The 16,597-nt window shown below is 31.1% G+C and carries 10 protein-coding genes; 9 read left to right on the top strand and 1 reads right to left on the bottom strand.

The annotated features are described in order from the left end of the window. Positions 1 to 72: 72 nt before the first annotated feature. Positions 73 to 4,263, top strand: coding sequence for a reprolysin-like metallopeptidase (locus Q0997_RS11800; RefSeq protein WP_299889103.1), 4,191 nt, complete (start codon positions 73 to 75; stop codon positions 4,261 to 4,263). Positions 4,264 to 4,394: 131 nt separating this feature from the next. Continuing rightward, on the top strand, positions 4,395 to 5,171 hold the full coding sequence (locus Q0997_RS11795) for a T9SS type A sorting domain-containing protein (RefSeq protein WP_299889101.1): 777 nt from the start codon (positions 4,395 to 4,397) through the stop codon (positions 5,169 to 5,171). Between the two features lie 71 nt (positions 5,172 to 5,242). Here the strand turns inward: Q0997_RS11795 and Q0997_RS11790 are convergent, their stop codons facing one another. Further along, complete coding sequence (locus Q0997_RS11790) at positions 5,243 to 5,692, bottom strand: Na(+)-translocating NADH-quinone reductase subunit F (RefSeq protein WP_299889099.1); 450 nt, start codon at positions 5,690 to 5,692, stop codon at positions 5,243 to 5,245. Between the two features lie 111 nt (positions 5,693 to 5,803). Between Q0997_RS11790 and Q0997_RS11785 the strand changes: the two genes are divergently transcribed. The 7 genes from Q0997_RS11785 to Q0997_RS11755 all read left to right on the top strand — a co-directional run bounded on the left by Q0997_RS11785 (position 5,804) and on the right by Q0997_RS11755 (position 16,595). Beyond that, positions 5,804 to 6,667 carry a DUF4846 domain-containing protein gene (locus Q0997_RS11785; protein WP_299889097.1) on the top strand — a complete coding sequence of 288 codons (864 nt, stop codon included), beginning with the start codon at positions 5,804 to 5,806 and terminating at the stop codon, positions 6,665 to 6,667. Positions 6,668 to 6,735: 68 nt separating this feature from the next. After that, positions 6,736 to 7,113, top strand: coding sequence for a Na(+)-translocating NADH-quinone reductase subunit F (locus Q0997_RS11780; RefSeq protein WP_299889095.1), 378 nt, complete (start codon positions 6,736 to 6,738; stop codon positions 7,111 to 7,113). After that, on the top strand, positions 7,114 to 8,097 hold the full coding sequence (locus tag Q0997_RS11775; RefSeq protein ID WP_299889093.1) for an FAD:protein FMN transferase: 984 nt from the start codon (positions 7,114 to 7,116) through the stop codon (positions 8,095 to 8,097). A 148-nt stretch (positions 8,098 to 8,245) separates the two neighbouring features. After that, a complete protein-coding gene (locus Q0997_RS11770) occupies positions 8,246 to 11,095 on the top strand; it encodes a histidine kinase (protein ID WP_299889090.1) in 2,850 nt (949 codons plus the stop codon). Between the two features lie 2 nt (positions 11,096 to 11,097). Then, positions 11,098 to 11,850: a LytTR family DNA-binding domain-containing protein gene (locus Q0997_RS11765; RefSeq protein WP_299889088.1), complete on the top strand. Its 753-nt coding sequence runs from the start codon at positions 11,098 to 11,100 to the stop codon at positions 11,848 to 11,850. Positions 11,851 to 11,941: 91 nt separating this feature from the next. Beyond that, positions 11,942 to 15,793, top strand: coding sequence for a fibronectin type III domain-containing protein (locus Q0997_RS11760; RefSeq protein ID WP_299889086.1), 3,852 nt, complete (start codon positions 11,942 to 11,944; stop codon positions 15,791 to 15,793). A 28-nt stretch (positions 15,794 to 15,821) separates the two neighbouring features. Then, entirely contained in the window at positions 15,822 to 16,595 is a 774-nt protein-coding gene (locus Q0997_RS11755; protein WP_299889084.1) for a T9SS type A sorting domain-containing protein, read from the top strand. Positions 16,596 to 16,597 lie beyond the last annotated feature (2 nt).

Below are 16,597 nucleotides of genomic sequence, written 5' to 3'. Positions count from 1 at the left end.
ACGATAAAGTGTTGTTAAATACCGATTAAATACTATATTTAGCATATTATAAATTTATTTCCCCAAATAATCATGAAGAAAATTACTTTTTTAATTTTTGGTTTACTATTTAGTATGTCTTCTAGTTTTGCTCAGAGTAGAACTGTAGATTCAAAAAATATGTGGACTAAAACAAATGAATCAAACCTACAAAAAGAATCTAAAGTGCATCGAAGTTCTCAACCTACAGAATTTCAACTATACGCATTAGATATAGAAAAACTAAAAAGTACATTAAAAAACGCTCCAATGCGAGGAGAAATAGTAGCAAGAAAGTCTCCTGTTAAAGTAGTATTTCCTAACGCATCAGGAGAATTCGAAACATTCTCAATTGTAGAAACACCAGTAATGGAAGATGAATTGGCAAGAAAAATGCCAATGATTAAGGCCTATGCAGGACAAGGTGTTGAAGATCCAAGTGCAACAATACGTTTTACAGTTACACAGTTTGGTTTGCATACAATGACTTTGTCTGGAACAAAAAATTCTTGGTATATAGATCCTTTTACAGAGGATAGACTTAGTTATATTGTTTACTCTAAAGGAAGTTTAGGTAAAGATATGCAAGGTTTTGAATGTCTTACAGATGACGACGTAGATTTACCATCTCTAAGTGGTCAAAGTTCGCAAAGACCTACAAATGATGATACATTAAGAACGTTTAGATTAGCGCAATCATGTACAGGTGAGTACGGAGCTATATTTGCAGGTTCTGGTAGTACAGCAGCTCAGAAAGCTAATGTTCAAGCTCAGATGGCTATTACCATGACTAGAGTTAATGGTATATATGAAAGAGATTTAGCAGTAACTATGATTTTTGTTGCTAATAATGATGATATAATATTTTTAAATGCTGCTACAGATGATTGGACTAATGAATGGAATAGTCAAACAGCAGTAACTATAGATGGTGCTATTGGAATCGCTAACTATGATATAGGACATAATTTTAATACAACAGGAGGAGGAAATGCAGGATGTTTATTCTGTGTTTGTACAGGATCAGCGACAACTAATTCTCAAAATGGATCTCAAGGAACTCATAAAGGTCGTGGTTATACAGGTAGAGCAGATCCAACAGGAGACCCTTTTGATGTAGATTATGTTGCTCATGAAATGGGGCATCAATTTGGAGGGTATCATACTATGAATTCTTGTTCAAGATCGGGAGGTACTTATAATGATGGTATTGGTTCAGAAGTAGAGCCAGCATCAGGAAGTACAATTATGGGATATGCAGGAATTTGTTCAACAAATGTTCAAAATAATAGTGATGCTTATTTTCACTTTGTAAATATTGCTGATATTTCAGATAATCTTCAAAATGGAGCAAGTAGCACATGTGCAGTAGAAACTAATATCGGTAATGCAGCACCAACGGCAGATGCAGGAATAGATTTAACAATACCAATTTCTACGCCTTATGCATTAACAGGAATATCTACCGATGCAGATGGTACAGCTTCTCATACATTTACATGGGAACAAATAGATAATGAACAGAGAGCTCAAGAAGCGCCTCAGGCAACTTATAATAATGGCCCTTTAACAAAATCATTTGAAGGGACAACTAATCCAACACGATATATTCCAAGATTAGAAGATTTAAGGACTTCTAACGGTTCTACTACATGGGAAGTGTTATCTAGTGTGTCAAGAAATATAAATTTTGCTTTAACAGTAAAAGATAATAATGCGGCAGGTGGGCAAACAGCTGATGATTTAAAGTTGCTTACAACAACAACAGCGGCTGGGCCATTTATAGTGACGTCTCAAAATACAGCTACAACATGGGCTCAAGGTAGTTCACAAACGATTACATGGAATGTAGCTGGAACTACAGCTAATGGTGTAAATACAGCAAATGTGGATATCTTTTTATCTAAAGATGGAGGTTTGTCTTACCCAACTGTCTTAGCTACTGCTGTTCCTAATAATGGATCAGCTAATATAATAGTGCCAAATGGAGAAGCTACAAATTGTAGAGTAATGGTGAAGGGAGCAAATCATGTTTTTTTTAATATAAACACTACAGATTTTGTAATTGCAGGATCTGTTGCACCTACAATATCTTATGCAACAACTATAGGTAGTATTATTGAAGGTTCAGATTGTAACTTTACAGATATTACTGTCCCTTTAACAATTGGTCAAGGTCCTTCTCAGAGTGCAACAGCTACTTTTACTGTAGCTGGTGGTGATGCAACAAATGGTGTTGATTTTGATATAATGACTCCTAGTGTTACTTTTGCGCAAGGAGCAACAGCTTCTCAAGATTTAGTTCTTAGAATTTATAACGATTCTTTTGTTGAAGTTGATGAGACAATAACGATTGATTTTGGAATTACTACTACAGGTGATGCTGTTTTAGGTAATAATTCATTCGTATTTACAATAAATAATGATGATTCTGGTGCTCCAACAAGTTCTAGTTCTCAAACGCTTTTTGATGATGATTTTTCTGATGGAGATGCTAGTGATTGGACTATTAGAGATAATAATGGAGTAGCTGCAGATGATTGGGCGTTAGCACAAGAATCAGATTGGACTACACCATTTGGTATTTATACAGATTATTTTTTAAGATCTTATTCATGGAATGGTCAAAATTATAGTCCAGATAATTTTGTAACATCTCCAGTAATTAATATCCCAGATGGAGCATCAAATATAAACTTGAGATATTTTGCCGGTTCTGGTAATGATGGAAACTTTTTTAGTGAAAACTATGAAGTTTATATTTCTACAACGGCTGGTTCTGTTGCTAATATTTTAGCAGGTACACGCTTAGTTGATGCTGTAATTCCTGCAGCAGCTGGAGCTTATTATGACGTAGTAATTCCTAATTCTTTTGCAAATCAACCTGTATATATATCATTTAGACATCATGATACCACAGGGGAATGGGTTTTAGGTGTTGATGAAGTATCTATAACTGCAGATATTGGTGTAGATATAAGAACAGCAGTAAATACTGGAACAACAAATGATTCATTAAATTTATCAGCAGCAGGAACTGTATATACAGCAGACGACTCTGGAGAATTAATGTTGGATGTTGTAAACAATAATGCAGACGACTATGGTTGTACAGACGTATCAGTTTCTAGATCAGGAGTAAATGCTCAAGCTTATAATGGAAGTGTTTCTCCTGCATTTGTAACAGATAAAACATTTACAATTACCCCAGCTAATACAATTGCTTCTGGTAGTGTAGATATAACTTTCTATTTTACTGATGCAGAAATTCAAGGTATAGAAGCCTTGGGAGCTTCTAGGGCTAATTTATATGCTCATAGAGAAGGTAGTAATGATATTGTGACTTTAACAAATGCTACGTTTGGCACAGATGTAACCTTAACAGGAACATTTACTGGCTTAGACGGTACATACTATTTTGGGCCAGAAGATGCCTTTAGAGTAAGAGTGTCTCCAAAAGTAGTATTACAAGGCGCTGCTTTAAATCCAAATACAGGAGAAGAGAGCTTAATGAGAGATGATTTACGTACAGCATTTCCACTATCTTTAACATCTAGCCCTTATAGTGATGGATTAACATGTGATGCCTCAGTGTTTAATACAACTGGAGTAGATGCAATTGTAGATTGGGTTTTTGTAGAATTACGTGATGCTACAACTAATACAACAGTTGTTGCTTCACAATCAGCATTATTACAACGCGATGGTGATGTTGTTGGAGCAGATGGAACATCAGCTTTAACTTTTAATATACCATCTAATAACTATTATGTTGTTATAAAGCATAGGAATCATTTAGGTATAATGAGTGCTAGTACAATCTTGTTAGATGCAACGACAAGAACAGTAGATTTTACTAATGGAACAACAACAACATTTGGAACCGATGCGCAAACCACGTTTGGAATGCAACCAGGGATTTCAGCAATGTGGGCAGGAGATACCAATGGAGATGGACAGTTAAATTATTCAGGAGCGTTATCAGATGTACCAGGGATAAGAAGCCAAGTGTTTAACGATCCTAATAACTCTGTATTTGGAGGGCCACCAGTGGCTAGTTATCAATCACAAGGCTATTATGGAACCGATGTAGATATGGATGGTTTAACCGTTTACTCAGGAGGAACAAGTGATGTTTCACATATAAGAAACAATATTTTTAACAACCCATCAAATTCAGTATTTGGAGGGCCACCAACATCAACGTATCTATTTGTACAGCAACTACCTGAAGGTGCTAATTAACTGGTAAACTTACTATTACCTAAACAAATGATGTTATTTAAGTTATTTGTTTAGGTAATTAATAAAAAGAAGATAAAAAATTATTAAATTAGAATAAAATGATATATTTGTATACCCTAAAACATAAAACAATGAAAACAAAATTACTATTATTACTTGCTTTAACGTTTGGACTAGCATTACAGGCTCAAACATACCAATTAACACTTGTCCAGAATAGTGGCTATAACTATTCTGTAGCTGCAGTTCCAGATTTTAATTCTACTGCACCACATCCATATATTAATGATCAAAATTTTACGATAATAATACCAGACGGTGTTACTCTTTCTAATGTAACAGGAGGTTATTCTGTACCAGTATTTACAACTTTACCAGCGCCTTATACTGCAGATGATGCTATACCATTTAATCTAGTACAAGATGTTGTGTTGCCAGCTCATACAGCAGGTACACCAATTGTTTTAACAACATTTGATGTTGATGGTTCACCAACTTCTGGATCTATAACTTTATTGGATAATTCATCATCGTTAGCGATGGCAGCACCAAGTATTTTTAATTCATTCTTTATAGGTACATTATCAGGGAATCTTGTAGATACAGCAACAGATAACTATGCAGGTCAAACAGGAACAACAACATATAATTTTGCAACATTAGGTACTGTTGAAAACGAATTAACAGGGTATTCAATATTTCCAAATCCAGCAAAAGACGTTGTAACAATTAAAGGTTTAGAAAACAACTTGAAAAGTGTTGAGATTTATAGTATTTCAGGACAAAAAGTAATGACGGCAGTAAATAACTTAGAGACTGTTAATATAAGTACATTACAATCTGGAGTTTACTTTGTAAAGTTAAGTACAGAAGAAGCAAGTACAACAATAAAGCTTATTAAAGAGTAATTTAAATTACTCTTTATAAAATAAAAAAGCCAATTGAAATTTCAATTGGCTTTTTTATTTTATAAAGTATGTTACTCAAAAACTAATAGTGGTACTTTATTTTCGTATTCAAATAATCGTTTGTAGTCCATAATATTATCTATTTGATCTAATTCACATAAATAACTAACAACAGCACAAAGACCATTAAAAAGTATTGCTTTGTCTTTTGGATTATTGGGTTTTTTGTTTTTTCCATCAATAGGTAACTCATAACCACAACCAGCTAAGAAATAAGCTTCAATTTGAAGAAGTTCTAATGGTGAGTAACCATGAAATTTTCTATTGAAGTTTTGATTTACTAAACCAACATAGTTTAATACTACCGAACCGTGAAAATCAGTAAGATATTGCCATGAATCATTATTATCACATATATTACCTACGGCACACTTAGTACAAAATTCTGGGTCTAATTCATCATTATGAAACGCTTTGTATAATTTAGTTAAAGCCGATTCTAATCGTTGAGGGATTTTCATATAGCATTACATTTACTTGATTAAATTACAAATAATAGTTTTTAACTAAATAATAATTTCTTTAAAAGGATGTTTTATTAGTTAAACTTCTCATTTTGTAAAGCACTATATATGAAAAAGATATTACTTATAATTTTATTTGTGGCTCTTATAATTACGTTATCATATCAGTTTAAACCTGTTAAACATGTTGTTAATGCATATGTAGAAAAAACATCTTTAATAAATGTAGATAGCCTTACAATTAAATCTAGAGTTAGTATCCCTGAAGGATATAAAAGGGTTGAATATTCTAAAGATTCTTTTGAAGAGTATTTACGTAACTATAAATTAAAACCTTTTGGAAGTAAGATTATAAACTATGATAATTCTGAATACTTTTGGCAAAAGGGACATATTGGGATTCTAGATATTCCAGTTCCTAAAAATGGTTTACAGCAATGTGCAGATGCTTTAATAAGAATAAGAAGCGAATACCTATGGAATCATAACAGGAAAGAAGAAATAGGTTTTAATTTTACTTCTGGAGACTATTGTTCATGGAAAAAATATGCTGAAGGTTATAGACCTATAATAAATGGTAATAAAGTAACTTTTAATAAAACTAAAAAAGCAGATTATACAAAGACGAACTTTTATAAGTACTTAAATTTAATTTACATGTATTCAGGAACTTTATCATTATATAATGAGCTTGAGTTAATTCATGATGTTAAAGAGTTAAAGATTGGAGATATGTTAATAAAAGGGGGTAGTCCAGGTCATATTGTAATGCTTGCAGATGAAGTTATTAATGAAAACGGTGAAAAGTTGTTTTTACTCTTTCAAGGTAATACACCAGCTCAAAGCGTACATTTAGTAAAAAACCTTGAAGATAATTTAATTTCCCCTTGGTATAATTTAAAAATGAATGCAGTAATACCAGTATCTAACTATACTTTTTCAAATTCAAAATTCGTTAGGTTTAAAGATTAACTTTTGTCTATTTAAACTGAAACACCAGAGCTCTTTTCATTACCAAAGCTTTATTGTATTTTTGTGCTATGAATAAAGCTTTAACATTACAAGAACTGCACAACTTAGCAATGAATCATGTTGGTAAAGATTTGGAGAAACGCGGTTTTGAATTTATAGCTATTAATAGCAAACTAAAAAAACATCCTCAATTTGTATGCATGGATGCTAATAAACAATACTTTTTTGTTATTGTAAAAGCTGTAATACTACCAGATAATGCAAATAATTATGATGTAGTATGGATGGAATCTTTTAAAGAGCACGCTAGATCAAATAATGCTAAAGTATTATATGCTGGTGTTGGTTTAGGCAACCCAAAAGGAGAAGATTTACCTATATATTTAAATGAAGAATATCTTATTGAATATAATGGTATACAAGTGTTAGAAACGAATTTAAACTAAATGCGATATTACTATTTATTACTTAGTATAGTTTTTTTGTTCTCTTGTAAATCTGAACCCAGAAATACTTCGGTTTCGGGTCCTATATTTGGTACATTTTACGAGGTTACATATACTTCTAAAAATAGTCGAAATTATCAAAAGTCATTTGATAGTATCTTCTATATAATTAATAAGTCTATGTCAAACTATCAAGCTAATTCAGATATTTCAAAAGTAAATAAGCATGAACTAAATGTCGTTGATTCTCATTTTGTAAAAGTATTTAATACATCAAAGAAAATATATAAAGAAACAGATGGTGTTTTTGATCCTACAATTGGGAAGTTAGTTAATGCATGGAATTTTGGTTCAGAAAAGAATAAGACAAAACTAGATAGTATTAAAGTAGATAGCTTAATGCGATTTGTAGGTTTCGATAGAATATTGTTAAATAATAATACATTAGAAAAAAAAGAGCCTAAACCATATATAGATTTTAATGCCATTGCTAAAGGATACGCAGTAGATGTAATAGGCGAGTTTTTAGAAGATAAAAACATAAAAAACTATATGGTTAATATTGGAGGAGAATTACGATCTAAAGGTAAGAATATTGAAAAACAAAGTGGCTGGACTATAGGTATCGAAAACCCCAATTTTGATGGGTCTCAAAGCTATGACCAAGTTTTTGTTTTAAAAAACAAAGCAATGGCTACATCAGGAACATATAGGAAGTTTAAACTTGATGATAACGGTAATCGTTATGCTCATATAATAAATACTAAAACTGGGTATCCTACAAGAACTAATATTTTAAGTGTTTCTGTTATTGCAGATAATTGTACGCTAGCAGATGGTTATGCTACAGCATTTCAAGCTATGGGAATTGAAAATGTAAAACAATTTTTAATTAAGCATAATGAGTTAAGTGCTTATCTCATCTTTGAGAACGAACTTAAAGAATTACAAACTTTAGTTTTAAATAATTTTCCTATAAACTAAATACGCGTTTTTAGCAATTGTAATGGGCGTTTTAGCAGTTTTATATGTAATAGTAGTATGCAAAATTGTATTTTAGAATTTTAATACCTTCATACTATTGAATAATAAATTTTTCTTTTTTTATTTATTATGTTTTGCTTCATTTTTAATGAAAGCTCAGCAGTCTGTATATATACATTTTTCTGAAAATGAAGGCTTACCAGATAAGGAAGTCTATAGATTGTTAGAAGATGAAAATGGTTTATTATGGTTAGCTACAAATTCTGGTGTATATAGTTATGATGGAGAAGTTTTTGTGAGTTATACTCATCCTGAGCAAAAAGGGGCATCAGCTTTTGGAATTCAGTTTGATAACAAAGGAAGGTTATGGTATACTACAATGAATTCAGATTATTACTACATTGAAGATGGTAAAGTTCATTTTTATACAGATTTAAGAGATAGAGTAGGTAATAGAGTGACCGAATTTGATATAATAAACGATACTATTCATGTTAACACATTTACAGGTTTTTATAAAATTAATAAAAAGACTATATATAAAGTTGATATTCCAAATTTAGTACACCATCATTCAAATTTACATGAATTTAAAGGAAGGAAATATATTTTTAATGAAGATGTATTATATGAAGTAAAAAAAGACTTATTAACTCCATTGTATAGACAGGAAAAGGAAACGCCTAGAGCAAGATATTCTAATTTGTTTAATGATGGTAGAGATTTATATATTAGGTTTTTAGTAGACAATAAAAATTCATTTTATAAAGTAGATTCGTTAGGAATTAAATCAACTTCAGTTTTTAATGCGATTAATAATCGTATTGCAATAAATCATTTAAAAAAAAATAAAAACTCATTCTGGTTTTTTACAGCAGATGGAGCTTATCAATATAATACGGTTAAAGGTAAATTAGTATTAGAAAATCATTTTTTAAAAGGTAAAAACGTTACAGATGTAATTATTGATCGTAATGGGAACTATATTTTTTCTACCGTTAATAATGGTTTATATATTCTGCCAGATCCAAGTGTGGAGCGTATTAAAAATGAATCGTTTAATCATGGTGTAATATCTTCTTTTACTGTTATTAATGATGATTTAATTAACTATGTTTCAAATCATGATGAATTAAATGTTGTAGATTTAAAAGGAGGCAAGCATATTTCTAGAAAAATAGATCGTTTTTTAAATCAAAAATTATACTATGATGCCTTTAAAGATAGAGGCTTGTTATTTAATAATTCAGAATTAGAACTATTCGATCCAGTTAATCTAAAAATATTTAAACAGGTTTTTGATGAAGCGCCAAAAAATGTAGAAAGATTAAATGATAACGCTTACATTGTTACTACGCCAGGTAGAACAAGAATTGTTGATAATGATTTTAAAACCCTTAAAAGTTTCTCTGGTAGATCGAGAGAAGTCGTTACTACTAAATCTGGACATTTTTATATATGGGCTAAAGAAGGATGTAAATGGAGTAGTGATATAAATAATGATTTAGAAATAGTTAAGAATAACAATAAAGGGTTTTTAATAAACGGGGTTGCAAACCACAATAATACAGATAAAGTATGGTTGAGTAGACCTAATTGGGGATTATACCTTGTTGAAAAAGGAAAAATAATTAGAGCACTATATGATTCTAATGGTCTCTTAGATAAAAACATAACGGCATTAGACGCTAATGAAGACAACTTATGGATTGCGACTAGAAAAGGAATTCAAAGTTATAATTATAAAACGGAGGAATTTATAAATTTTGGATATAGAGATGGTATTATTCAGCCACGTATTTTAAAACTTCAGGTTACAGATAAGTATGTTTGGTACCAAACAATGACAGGGATTTTTAGATTTCCTATAGATAAAAAGAAGAAATCAATTTTTATTCCCGAGTTATATTTTTCAAAAATTAAAATTGAAAATCAACTTCAGAAAGTTAAGGATGAATATGAAATAGATTATTCTAAAAATGTATTAGATGTAAGTTTCATGATTAATGGATTTAAATCTTTAAAAGAATACCAATTTGAATATAATTTAGAAGGGTCAGATGCAGGATGGGTTTCATTAGATTTAGGAAAACATAACGTAAACTTTAACAGTTTACCTAGTGGAAAGCATGTTTTTAAAGTAAGAGCAAAAAACGTTTTTGAAGATTTCTATACTAATCCAATACAGTTTCGTATCAATGTTAAGTTACCATATTGGAAACGTTGGTGGTTTAGTTCCTTAATTGCTTTGTTAACTATAATTGGAGTTGTAGTATTCTTTAGGGTAAAGGCAAAACGTAAAGAGAAATTACGTTTAAAAGAACTTAAACAAGTTGAAGTAGAGGGACAATTGGTAGCTTTAAAATTAGAAAATTTACGTTCTCAAATGAATCCTCATTTTATATTTAATGCACTTAATTCTATTCAGGAATATATTGTTTTAAATCAGAAAAAATTGGCTAGTGATTATTTAGGGAAATTCGCAGATTTAATTCGTACTTACCTTAATCATAGTACAAAAGGAAATATTACTTTACAAGAAGAAATAGATTGTTTAGAAATGTATTTAGAATTAGAAAAATTGCGTTTTGAAGATAAATTATATTATTCAACAACAGTTTCGGGAACTTTAAATGCTAATAATGTTTTAATACCTACAATGCTCGTGCAACCATATGTAGAAAATGCTTTAAAGCATGGATTACTGCATAGAAAAGATAATCGAAATTTAGAAATAAATTTCATTATAAATAAAGAAGCTAAATTAATAAAATGTATTATTCTAGATAATGGCGTTGGAAGAGATAAAGCTAAGAGAATGAAAGCTAGAAGTTACAAAAACCATAAGCCTTTTGCAACAAAGGCAACAGAAGATAGATTAGATTTGTTAAACTATGGAAAAGAAAAAGAAGTAGGAGTAATAATTACTGATTTATTTGAAAATGAAAGCGCTATAGGAACCAAAGTGGAGATTAGTATTCCATATACAATTGATTAGTTATGAATGTATTAATAATAGACGACGAACCAAAGGCAAGAAAATTGCTACAGACATTAATAGAAGAGAACTGCTCAAATATAAATTCCATTTTTACAGCTGAAGATTTGCTTTCAGGAGTGAATATTATAAAAAAAAGTGCGCCAGAAATTGTTTTTTTAGATATTGAAATGCCGCAACATTCTGGTTTAGAGATTTTTGATTTTATAGACAAAAAAGATCATACTTTTGAAATTATCTTTACAACAGCTTACAGTGAATATGCAATTCAAGCTTTTGAGTTATCTGCAATAGATTATTTACTAAAGCCTTTACGAGTAGATAAATTGCAAGAAGCAGTAGAAAAGGTTATAAATAATATAGGAAAATCTCAAATAAACATAAAATTAGAAGAGCTTAAAAAAAGTTTAAGTAATGCTAATTTTAATAAAATAGCGTTACCTATAGCTGATGGTATTAAGTTCGTGAATTTAGATGATATAATTATGTTAAAAGCTGATGGGATGTATACTAACATTTCATTACAGGATAATAGAGAAATCTTAATAAGTAAGCCATTAAAACACTTTGTTAAGTTATTAGAAAGTAAAACAACTTTTTATAAGCCTCATAGATCTTATTTAATTAACTTAAAATATATTCAAGAGTATTCAAAAAAAGATGGCGGTTATATTGTTATGGATAATAGTGAAACAGTGTCTATTTCTAAAGATAAAAAAGAAGAGTTTTTAACCATTGTACAAAATATAGGTTAGTATGCTTTTAGAAACCCAAAAGAGACTTTCAGAAATTGACTTAAATTTTTAATAGTTCTAGCTAGTAATTTTGTTTCATAAACTATATACTATGAAATCAAAACTACTTTTATTATTACTATTTGTAAGCTTGACTACTTACGCAAAGACTTCAAATTCAAATCCAAATTTAGATAGAGAATATAGGTTAACATGTTTACCAGATAATGTTTCTATATATAACATTGCTCCAAATGCAGCAGAGGTATCTTGGACATCTTCTTCAACAAATACAACATTGCGATATGTGCAATTTGGATTTCCTTTTTCCTTTGGAACAGATATAATTAACATTTCAGGAAATACACAAACGATAACAGGATTAAATCCTAATACATCTTATGATGTGTATCTACAAGGGAATTGTAACGGTACTCCATCAGCTTGGACGTTAGCAACAAATTTCACAACATTAAGTGGAAGTATTATTTATGTTAATCATGCTGCTCTAGGAGCAGATAATGGAACAACCTGGAATGATGCTTTTTTAAAACTGGAAGATGCCTTAGCAATTGCTACAGGAAATGATCAAGTTTGGGTTGCCCAAGGAACTTATGTTCCAACTACAACAAACGTAAATTCGAGAAAAGCAACTTTTAATGTATTAACAGGAACAAAAGTTTATGGAGGATTTAATGCAACTGAAACTACTATTTCTGAAAGAGATGTTGAAGCATATCTTACAATATTAAGTGGAGATTTAAATGGAGATGATAATAGTGTTATTACCGATACGGAAGCTACTCGACAAGACAATGCTTATCATGTTGTGAGTATGAGAAGAAATATTAGCGATGTGTTAATTGATGGATTTACAATTTCAGGAGGAAATGCTAACGGAAGCACAGTAACTTGGGGATCTGTTCTTACGCAATTTTCAGATTCAAAAGGAGCTGCCATTTATTTAAACCCAGTTGTAACAGGAGAAAATACAACAGCAACGATTCAAAATTGTATTTTAGAAAAAAACTCAGCAACAAACAACAGTGTTTTTGCAGGTTTTGGTCCCATAAACGCAGCAACTCACAATAGAGACTTTACAGGTAACTTTACAAGCTGTATAATTAAAAATAATTATTCTTTAAATTCTTCAGCGTTTCAATATCATGGATCTACAGGTCAAGGCTATAATGCTTATGGAACAATAACGAATAGCTTGTTTTATGATAATACATCTGTAAATGGTTCATCTTGTTTGTCATTAGTTGCAAGTACAACGAATAACGGAAATACTTCTGGGATGAATGTTAGTGTCATTAATTCAACTTTTGCTAATAATACAGGCGTTGCTGGAAATGTTGTTGAAATGGCTCAAGCATCAAACAGTAGAATAAGAAATTCTATTATTTATGATAATGGAAGTACAACACCATTTACAATTACAACTTCTGGTTCTGTAGTATCTAATAGTATTGTAGAAGGAGGGCAACAAGGAGCAATAGATGTAGATCCTTTGTTTATAAATAGTAGCGCCGATTTGTTTCAATTAAATACAGGTTCTCCAGCAATTGATGCTGGTGATAATAGTTATATCTCAAATACAATCTTAAATGATATCAGTGGAGGAGATCGTTTTGTGAATACTATAGTAGATATGGGAGCATACGAATATGGGAATTTAGAATGTTCAGGTATACCAACCAATATAAATAGTAATAACGAAACATTCACAACTGTTGATGTATCATGGACTCCAGGAGGATCAGAAACTGTTTGGGATATTCAATACAATCCTATAGGTACATTAAATGTCGTTTTAGTGTCAAATGTAAGTAATCCATATACAATAACAGGATTAGATCCTAATACCACCTATAATATTGTTGTGAGAGCTTCATGTGTGTCTTCTTCAGGAACCTATTCATCTAATGGTACTTTTACAACTGTTAATCCTGTATTGTTTGTTGATGATACAGCAACGGGGTTGAATAATGGTTCTTCGTGGACTGATGCTTTTAATAATCTTGAAGATGCTTTAGCTATTGCTACGAATGAAACTCCTGTTTGGGTTGCCAAAGGAACATATAAACCAAGTACTTTAGATGTTGATACTAGAAAAGCAACGTATGTAATACCTAGTGAAGTTAGTGTGTATGGAGGTTTTAATGGAACAGAAACTAATGTGTCTCAAAGAGAACCTAAAATAAATACGACCATATTATCAGGAGATTTAAATGGAGATGATAATGCTAATATTCTTGATACAGAGGCAACACGACAAGATAATTCATATCATGTAGTCTCAATTAGAGGAAATGCTCAAAATGTTTTAGTAGATGGTTTTACAATAACTAGTGGGAATGCAAATGGTACTGCAAATAATAGTTGTTCAACTCCAGCAATAGATCAATCTTATGATTTAAGAGGAGGAGCAATTTATGTTAACCCATATGTTTCGGGTAGTAGTTTAACAGCTCAATTCAAAAACTGTATACTTGAAAACAACTCAGGTGTTAGTGTTGCTGTATATTCGCCTTTTACGCCTTGTGGAGTATCAAACTTAACTCATGATGTAGATTTTGAATCGTGTATTATTAGAGATAATTATTCTCAAGATTTAACAGCAATGCTATTTTCTGGAGCTCAACAGTTCAATCTTTATGCAAAAGGATCTATTGTAAATAGTTTGTTTTACAATAATACTTCTGCTAACAATTCATCTTGTTTATATTTAGGTGCTAGCACAGGAGGAAATAATACGGCCTTAGAATTTGAAATGATCAACTCAACATTATCTAATAATATAGGTGTTAATGATAATGTTATTACAATGGTTCAAGCTTCAAATAGTACCATTGAAAATAGTATTATTTATGGAAATGGATCTGGTACAGGTTTCCCTATTGCAATTACAACATCTTTTTCTGTGGTAAACAATAGTATTGTTGAACTTGGCATGATAGGAGGAGCAAGTAGTGATCCATTATTTAGGGATACTATAAATAATGATTATACATTACAAGCAAGTTCTCCAGCTATAAACGCAGGAAGTAATGCCTCTTTATCAGTTACTGTAGTTGAAGATTTAAACGGAAACACTCGTATAGTAGATGCTACAGTTGATATGGGGGCGTTTGAATATGATGTAAACTTAAATTTAGTTGTTAATCCAAAAATATTTTTACAAGGAGCAGCTTTAAATCCTAATACAGGAGAAGAGACTTTAATGAGAGATGGTTTACGTGTAGCTAATTTAATTCCTACAACAAGTCCTTATACAGATGCTTTAATATGCAATGCAAATGTGTTCACCGTAACAGGTAATGATGCTATTGTTGATTGGGTATGGGTTGAATTAAGAGATGCAACTACAAATACAGCTGTTATAGCGTCTCAATCGGCTTTATTACAAAGGGATGGCAATATTGTTGGAATAGATGGAGTCTCTTCTTTAGTATTTAATGTTATTGCGGGTAATTATTTTGTAGCCATTAAACATAGAAATCATTTAGGGATTATGACATTAGGTACTGTTGCGCTTAATCAAACTCTAACTACTATTGATTTTACAGATGCAAATAACCAAATCACTTATGGAACAGATGCGCAAAGCACTTTTGGAATGCCAACAGGAATAGTAGCAATGTGGGCTGGAGATACAAATGGAGATGGCCGTTTAAATTATTCAGGAGCATTATCAGATGTGCCAGGGATAAGAGGCCAAGTGTTTAATGATCCTAATAATTCTGTGTTTGGAGGACCACCAGTAGCTAGTTATCAATCGCAAGGCTATTACGGAACCGATGTAGATATGGATGGTTTAACTGTGTATTCAGGAGGTACAAGTGATGTGTTACATGTTAGAAATAATATTTTTAATAACCCATCTAACTCAGTGTTTGGAGGACCACCAACATCAACATATTTATTTACACAGCAATTACCGGAAGGTGCAAATAATTAAAAAAAACGTATTAAAAAATCATAAAACAATGAAAACTAAAGTATCATTATTATTAGCACTAATGTTTTGTTTAGCAATGCAGGCTCAAACATACCAATTGACACTTATTCAAAATAGTGGCTATAACTATTCTGTAGCAGCAGTTCCAGATTTTAATTCTACTGCACCACATCCATACATTAATGATCAAAACTTTACAGTATTAGTGCCAGATGGAGTTACTATTTCTAATGTAACAGGAGGCTATTCTGTACCAGTATTTACATCTTTACCAGCACCAAACACGTCTGAAGATGCTATAGCATTCAATTTAGTACAAGATATAGTCTTACCTCTACATACGGCAGGTACACCAATTGTTTTAACAACATTTGATGTTGATGGTTCGCCAACTTCTGGATCTATAACTTTATTAGATAATGCATCATCGTTAGCTATGGCAGCCCCAAGTATTTTTAATTCATTCTTTATAGGAACATTATCAGGAAATCTTGTAGATACAGCGACAGATAATTATGTAGGTCAAATGGGGACAACAACATATAATTTCGCAACATTAGGTACTGTTGAAAACGAATTAATGGGCTATTCAATATTTCCAAATCCAGCAAAAGATGTTATCACTATTAAAGGGCTAGAAAATAATTTAAATAGGGTTGAGGTTTATAGTGTTTCAGGGCAAAAAATTATAACAAAAACATCAAATAGGATAGATGTTTCCAAATTTAATTCAGGGATTTATATTCTAAAAATAGAGACACAAAAAGGAAATCGAATAATAAAGCGTTTTATTAAAGAATAAAT

This window comes from uncultured Lacinutrix sp. (assembly GCF_947500325.1).
GTDB lineage: Bacteria > Bacteroidota > Bacteroidia > Flavobacteriales > Flavobacteriaceae > Lacinutrix.
Note: the sequence above shows the minus strand (reverse complement) of the source record. Positions and strands in the feature narration are given on the sequence as shown.

What these genes read in the sequence shown, in the direction of transcription:
- Q0997_RS11760 (WP_299889086.1), top strand. Translation starts at nt 11,942, where the DNA reads ATGAAATCAAAACTACTTTTATTATTACTATTTGTAAGCTTGACTACT.
- Q0997_RS11785 (WP_299889097.1), top strand. Translation starts at nt 5,804, where the DNA reads ATGAAAAAGATATTACTTATAATTTTATTTGTGGCTCTTATAATTACG.
- Q0997_RS11790 (WP_299889099.1), bottom strand. Translation starts at nt 5,692, where the DNA reads ATGAAAATCCCTCAACGATTAGAATCGGCTTTAACTAAATTATACAAA.
- Q0997_RS11770 (WP_299889090.1), top strand. Translation starts at nt 8,246, where the DNA reads ATGAAAGCTCAGCAGTCTGTATATATACATTTTTCTGAAAATGAAGGC.
- Q0997_RS11795 (WP_299889101.1), top strand. Translation starts at nt 4,395, where the DNA reads ATGAAAACAAAATTACTATTATTACTTGCTTTAACGTTTGGACTAGCA.
- Q0997_RS11775 (WP_299889093.1), top strand. Translation starts at nt 7,114, where the DNA reads ATGCGATATTACTATTTATTACTTAGTATAGTTTTTTTGTTCTCTTGT.
- Q0997_RS11765 (WP_299889088.1), top strand. Translation starts at nt 11,098, where the DNA reads ATGAATGTATTAATAATAGACGACGAACCAAAGGCAAGAAAATTGCTA.
- Q0997_RS11800 (WP_299889103.1), top strand. Translation starts at nt 73, where the DNA reads ATGAAGAAAATTACTTTTTTAATTTTTGGTTTACTATTTAGTATGTCT.
- Q0997_RS11780 (WP_299889095.1), top strand. Translation starts at nt 6,736, where the DNA reads ATGAATAAAGCTTTAACATTACAAGAACTGCACAACTTAGCAATGAAT.
- Q0997_RS11755 (WP_299889084.1), top strand. Translation starts at nt 15,822, where the DNA reads ATGAAAACTAAAGTATCATTATTATTAGCACTAATGTTTTGTTTAGCA.